The sequence below is a fragment of the Anaerolineae bacterium genome (genome assembly GCA_035529315.1).
Taxonomy (GTDB): Bacteria; Desulfobacterota; Desulfobacteria; order Desulfobacterales; family ETH-SRB1; genus Desulfaltia.
Map to the genome: position 1 here is coordinate 23,603 of DATKWZ010000020.1, position 6,017 is coordinate 29,619.

5 protein-coding genes, 1 tRNA gene and 1 other RNA gene are annotated in these 6,017 nt (G+C 41.9%); all 7 read right to left on the minus strand.

What is annotated here, in order from left to right; translation table 11 throughout:
- Position 1 precedes the first annotated feature (1 nt).
- Entirely contained in the window at positions 2-1,306 is a 1,305-nt protein-coding gene (locus VMW78_04205) for an HPr family phosphocarrier protein (GenBank protein ID HUV50207.1), read from the minus strand.
- 17 nt (positions 1,307-1,323) lie between these two features.
- Entirely contained in the window at positions 1,324-2,505 is a 1,182-nt protein-coding gene (locus VMW78_04210; protein ID HUV50208.1) for a SufD family Fe-S cluster assembly protein, read from the minus strand.
- Positions 2,493-3,251: an ABC transporter ATP-binding protein gene (locus VMW78_04215; GenBank protein ID HUV50209.1), complete on the minus strand. Its 759-nt coding sequence runs from the start codon at positions 3,249-3,251 to the stop codon at positions 2,493-2,495. Before VMW78_04215 ends, VMW78_04210 begins: the two co-directional genes overlap by 13 nt.
- Before the next feature lie 234 nt (positions 3,252-3,485).
- Positions 3,486-3,884, minus strand: an RNA gene (gene rnpB, locus VMW78_04220) — RNase P RNA component class A.
- Between the two features lie 9 nt (positions 3,885-3,893).
- Complete coding sequence (locus tag VMW78_04225; protein ID HUV50210.1) at positions 3,894-4,610, minus strand: C4-type zinc ribbon domain-containing protein; 717 nt, start codon at positions 4,608-4,610, stop codon at positions 3,894-3,896.
- A gap of 43 nt (positions 4,611-4,653) precedes the next feature.
- Positions 4,654-5,787: a Nif3-like dinuclear metal center hexameric protein gene (locus VMW78_04230; GenBank protein HUV50211.1), complete on the minus strand. Its 1,134-nt coding sequence runs from the start codon at positions 5,785-5,787 to the stop codon at positions 4,654-4,656.
- 138 nt (positions 5,788-5,925) lie between these two features.
- Positions 5,926-5,998, minus strand: a tRNA-Ile gene (locus VMW78_04235).
- Positions 5,999-6,017 lie beyond the last annotated feature (19 nt).

Sequence of the window (6,017 nt, forward strand, 5' to 3'; positions counted from 1 at the left end):
CTTATCTTAAATAATTCAATCCTTCAGGCAGCGGAACCCCTTTCCCCATTGTATCCTCACCGTAATTGACGCTGGCAAGCATTTCTATATCCTTTAAGGCACGGATATCCCCTTCGAATGTAACCTTTTTGATATTTTCATTCTGTATTTTACCGCCGGCCCATTGTATGTCAAGCACACTGCTGGCATCGAACCTGTCCGATTTTACACATAGTTCTACCTGCCCCCCGTAATGCTGAACAATTTTGGCAACAAGAAGACTTGGCCTGCTGTGAAAACCAAGTTTTATTGGAATGCCGACAGTAATGTAAGAACGCTCTATATTCTCATTCAGTATATCCCGCGCCAAAGCTTTGCCGGTCATCAGAAAGTGGCAAGCATAATACAGGCCGTAATTAATAATACGGTCAAGCATAACTGAAGTATCGATAATGGAAAATAGTCGGTCTTGAACCTTTTTGTAAATATTTTTGTATCCAGCTTCATACAAGTGTCTTTCATAAAAATGGAGAAGCCTGCCGATCATCTGAAGAAGATGGAATGTAATTGAAATATAGCCGCGGAGCTGCTTAAGCCTCCTGTTGCCGAACCTGAATCCTCCATGTATCACATATGTATCAAATGAAGATTGAAGGTTGTGCACAAGCATCTCAAAGTATCTAATCTCAACCTCGTTAACCTTGTCCGGCACAATGGTCGATATTTCTTCCATACTGTATGGTTCATAAAAACCCAACCGGTCAAAGTCTTTTGCAATACTCAAAAATTTACTGGCAATTTTAACTATATGTTTCTTCTGCTGATCTTTATCCTTATCGTCAATATTATAATCGAGCATCTTACCGGTCGGAATAGTCGGGAAATAGGCGGGGTTAAAAGTTTCATCAGGAATGGGGATATTAAGGCATCTTGCTTCATCAAGTATAACAGGCGCCATTTTTATAATAGAGCTTTTCAAAAAATCAAATGTAATTTCACCTTGTTTTTCAAAACCCTCTGTGTCCACAAGGTCATAAAATACAAGCCTGTTTGATAAATGTTGATATGAGTAACCAGCCAGGCTCAAATGTCTGACAGCCGCTGTAAGCTCTCTGTAAAAATACCAGTCGCTGTTGTTTTTTGCTCCGTGAAAATCGAGAAAGTCCTCTAAAAGCTGGGAAGTAGATATCAGCGTTGAATAAAGCCTTTTTGTAAAACCATGCTTGTGCGAATCAAAACCGGAAATATATTTGAAACACTTCAGATAATCATGAGAAAATATCCGCACCTTTTCAGCAAAAGTGCTATCAAAATCAGCTTGTTGCATATAACTTAACTCTGTTTCTATAGCATGTCTTTCTGGGTTTTGGAGATAATCTTGTCAAGCTTGTTTTTGAGACCTGGCGGCAATCCTTCTATATCCACATTTAAAAACCCGCGAACAATGGTTGATATTGCCTCATCCTCATCAATGCCCCTTGCCATGAGATATTCTATTTCACGCTGATCAATTTTGCCTACCGCAGCCTCGTGAGACATCTCAACACCTGGAACATATGCCCGGAGCTCAGGTATGGCGTGCATAAGCCCATCTTTTAATATTAAACCCTTGCATTCAAGGTGTGCCTTAATGCCGGGAACCTTGCCGACCAGGTCGCCGCGGGCGATAATTGATCCTCCGTATGTAATTGCGCGAGATATTATTTCCGCGCGCGTGTCAGGAGCATTAAGCACTACTCGCGAGCCCACATCCAGAAAATCACCCTTATTCGCCACCAGAACGCTGTTAAAACGCGCGACAGCGCCTTTCCCGTTCAAGTATGTTGTGGGAAACATCTGGAGTGACCCCACAGGTCTTAATGATATATAGTTTGAAATAATAAGCCCGTTTTCTTCCACCTCGATCGCGGTTCTGGGCCGTACATTTATCTTTTCACCCCAGTCATGAATCATGGTAAATATAAGTTTTGCCCCTTTTTTGACATAAAATTCCGAAACGCCTACGTGCAGCCCTGAAACCAGATGTGGCGCTGTTGCGCACCCTGTAATAATATGGAGTTCCGAACCTTCTTCAGCGATCACAATATTGTGAACATTTTGCGAAAATCCTTCTTTAGCAATATAAAGGCATGACTGTACCGGATGCTCTGTCTTAACGCCTGGAAGGGCACGTATAAAGTACCCTTCATGAGGTTTTTTCTTTGCCTGGGATGTAAATTTGTCCATATCCGGAGATATATTTTTCCACATATAATCGGAAAGCCACCCATGTTTTTCCTGAGCCTGAGATATGCTCATAACCTCAATACCGTCCTGCATGGTTTTGCAGTGTATTACAGATTTGTCTTTCTGTATGAAGCTGCCGACACGATCATTTTCATCAGTATCCACACCAACATCTAACATCTGGCTTGCATCTGTTGATCCAATTTGCGACAAATTTTCAATATATGCATGGTCTTTGGCATCAACCTTGTAGTTGTTAAGATTAAGCTCAATATCTTCAGCATCATCTATTGTGTACATCTGACGCACTCCTTATAGCCGTATTCTCTTATCCATTTTAAAATTTCTCTTGCATTTCTTGAGCAGCACATGACTCCGTTATAAAGAACCTGGCCATTGTCAGCCGTTATATAATTAAGTATATTGCCTGTATGGGTAATAACAAGGGCGGATTTACTCCGATCCTCGACCATTTCTTTATGATGTTTTTCTCTTGGATGTTTAATTCCCCTGCGTAAAAGCAAATTGATTGTATCGCCGATAAGGACGATGCTTTCAAGATCTACCCCTGATTCCGGTTCATCCAGAAGAACAAGGTCAGGCTGCTGCGCTGTAAGCTGAAGGAGTTCGGAACGCTTTATTTCGCCTCCTGAAAAGTTATGGTTTACATCCCTGTCAAGAAAATCGGAAAAATTAAGCTGTTTTGCCAGTTCATCAACATCAACAGACCGATTGCCGGCGCTGATTTCAACAATCGACCTTGTCTTTAAACCTCTAATAGTTGGAGGCCTCTGGAAGGATACGCCTATGCCAAGGCGGGCACGCTCGTAAATGGGCATATAGGTAATGTCTTCCCCTTTGAACGTAATCTTCCCATGTGTCACATTATAGCCGGAAAACCCCATTAAGGTCATCATCAGGCTGGTCTTGCCTGATCCATTTGGCCCGAAAAGTATGTGGGTTTCCCCTTCAGGGATTTCCATGTTAACATTTTTCAGTATTGTTTTTCCGCCTACTTCTACTCTAAGCTCTTCAATATGCAGCATGTTCTTCACCATGAAAATAATTAATAAACTACTTAAAATTAATCACGAAAATACGAAAGTACTAAAACACGAAATAAGACCTGAAAATTAAGTTGCTAACTTTCTTTTTCGGGTTTTGAAGAACCCAGCAGCAAGCTACGGGGAATGCGCTCGCTATTGCGGTTCAATATTTCGTGTTTTTATAATAGTTGTTTTTTTGCTTCCCTTAAGGACTTATAGACTCGGAAAAAAAACGGCCGGAGCGGCTTATAAGCCGAATCCTGTACCCTGTTCAGGTTACCCCGGACAAGGCAACGATCATTCATCTAAGGATGCCTGTTGCCAGGCATCTCTTGCGACCTACCCGGGAGCTTGGACGGGCCATCCTCAAACACTCCCCTATTTGGTCTTGCACTGGGTGGGGTTTACCGAGCTTCCACGGTCACCCGGGAAACTGGTGCGCTCTTACCGCACCTTTTCACCCTTACCCGCCTTTTAATTCTCATGGAATGAAAATTAAAAGGCAGGCGGTATACTTTCTGTTGCACTTTCCTTCACGTCACCGCGACTCCATGTTATGGAGCACCCTGCCCTGCAGTGTTCGGACTTTCCTCTGAATCAAAAAAATGATTCAGCGATCGTCTAAACTGCTCCGACCGATTTCTATGATTGTTCCCAGTAAATAATTCTTTGACAGTTAGGGCAAAATTTCAAACTGTCACAACGCTGAAGCTCATTATACATTTGCGGAGGAAGATTCATGTTGCATCCATTGCATACGGATTTTTTAACAGGGGCTATTGCCGCCCCTTTAACCCGTTGGCTTACCATCATATATTTCCCCAACAATTCAGGCCTTACTCTACTTGAGATGCTGTCCCATTCGGCCTTAAGCTTGGCAAGCCTTTCTTTTCCGTGCTCCACTTCCTGCATTATAGTCTCTTTATCACTACTTACTCTTTCTTTTAACTTTGAATATTCCTCTTTTTTTACACAAATGTCTTTTTCTGTTTCATCCATAAGATCCAGACATAACAGCATCTCATCCTCTGCTTGAGAGTTTTTTGTCTTTAATTCTTCAATTTCCTTTAATAAGGCCTGGTATTCCCTGTTTGTCTTAACAGCTCCAAGTTTTTCCTGACTCTTTTTGACCATGGCAAGATTCGTCTGAACGACAGAATCATAGGAACGATATTTTTTGCTCAAATCATTGAGCAAAGACTTTTTATCAACCATAGACTGTTCAAACTCCTTGAGTCCGGCATCAAAAGAATCAAGTTTTTCAGAAACGCTGCTTAACTTTGATTGAATATCGCCTGATTCTATTTCTATTTTTTGCAGTTTTACCAGAATATCTATCTGTTCTTTCATATTAGTCATTAGTCACTTGTCATTAGTCATTAATAATAAAACCGCTCATCCCTTATAAAATAACAAACGGATCGATTTCAGACTCGCACGCCTCAACCTTAACATCAATTCTATTTTTAAATATAATCTCTCTGAGCCTCTTGGCAAGTACTTCAATAATTAAATGCTCTGACGCAAAATGGCCGATATCGATAATACCTAAATTTGCTGCTTCTGCAGCTCTTGCATCATGATACCGAAAATCCCCGCTAATATATACCTGAGCACTGGATGCAAAAAAATTATTTATCAGACTTGAACCGCTCCCCGTGCATAAAGCAGCTTTCTTTACAGGCAGATCAGGGTTTCCTGCGATTTTAACAAAATCAAGGCGTAGTTTTTTCTTAATTTCCAAGGCAAAGGGTAAAAGTTTAGTCTCCCCTGCGAGATCTCCAATCCTGCCAAGACCCTGCTGCCTTCCAGCCAAAATGCTATCAGACGGCTGCAGCTTATAAACATCATACGCCATGGTTTCATAAGGATGATTTGCCCTCAAATGCTCAATAACGTTCTCCAGATCATCCTTTTGCACAACGGTTTCCAGCCTGATCTCATCCGCATGAGACATATCATCCGGTTTTCCAATAAAAGGCTTTGACAAAGAACCCGGCCTGAAGGTTGCCCTGCCATTATTTCGGAAAGAACAGGATGTATATGCGCCTATTCTCCCTGCCTTTGTCTCAAAAAGGGAGGTTAAAACCTTCTGTTCATATTCAACAGGCAGATATATGACGAGTTTATAATATTCCGGCTCAATGGGTTCCCCGAGTACTTCCAGATTTTTAAGACCAATCGTGCGAGCAAGAATATCATTTAAACCATCTGTTACATTGTCAAGATTAGTATGTGCAGAAAATATGGCCATTTTGTGCTTGGACGCCATATTTATTATCGCCCCAACCGGAGTGCTGAAGTCAATAGAACCTAAAGGCTTGAATATCAACGGATGATGCGTAATTAAAAGATCAACCCTCTCTCTGCAGGCAGCAGCCACAACATTTGGGAGAGGATCCAAAGCAATCCGTACAGTTCGTACAGGCCAGTCCTTTTGCCCGACCTGTAGCCCGACATTGTCCCATTCTTCGGCAAGATAGGATGGGGCTATGTCTTCCATTATCTTAATAATATCGGCTATTATTGCTGGCATAAATGTCGTAAGATCTGGTTGCAATTCAAGATCAACAGACAAACCTGACAGGAAGTGCAACCCATGATTTTAGCAAAACAACTTATAGTAAAAAAAGGCGTGGTTACTCATCCCCACGCCTTGATCAAAACAGATGTATGGGCCCACCTGGGTTCGAACCAGGGACCGACCGGTTATGAGCCGGTGGCTCTTCCAGCTGAGCTATGGGCCCACGAATCAACTTGGCCACA

Coding starts and splice junctions, on each gene's coding strand:
- VMW78_04205 (HUV50207.1), bottom strand. CDS start 1,306: ATGCAACAAGCTGATTTTGATAGCACTTTTGCTGAAAAGGTGCGGATA.
- VMW78_04210 (HUV50208.1), bottom strand. CDS start 2,505: ATGTACACAATAGATGATGCTGAAGATATTGAGCTTAATCTTAACAAC.
- VMW78_04215 (HUV50209.1), bottom strand. CDS start 3,251: ATGCTGCATATTGAAGAGCTTAGAGTAGAAGTAGGCGGAAAAACAATA.
- VMW78_04225 (HUV50210.1), bottom strand. CDS start 4,610: ATGACTAATATGAAAGAACAGATAGATATTCTGGTAAAACTGCAAAAA.
- VMW78_04230 (HUV50211.1), bottom strand. CDS start 5,787: ATGCCAGCAATAATAGCCGATATTATTAAGATAATGGAAGACATAGCC.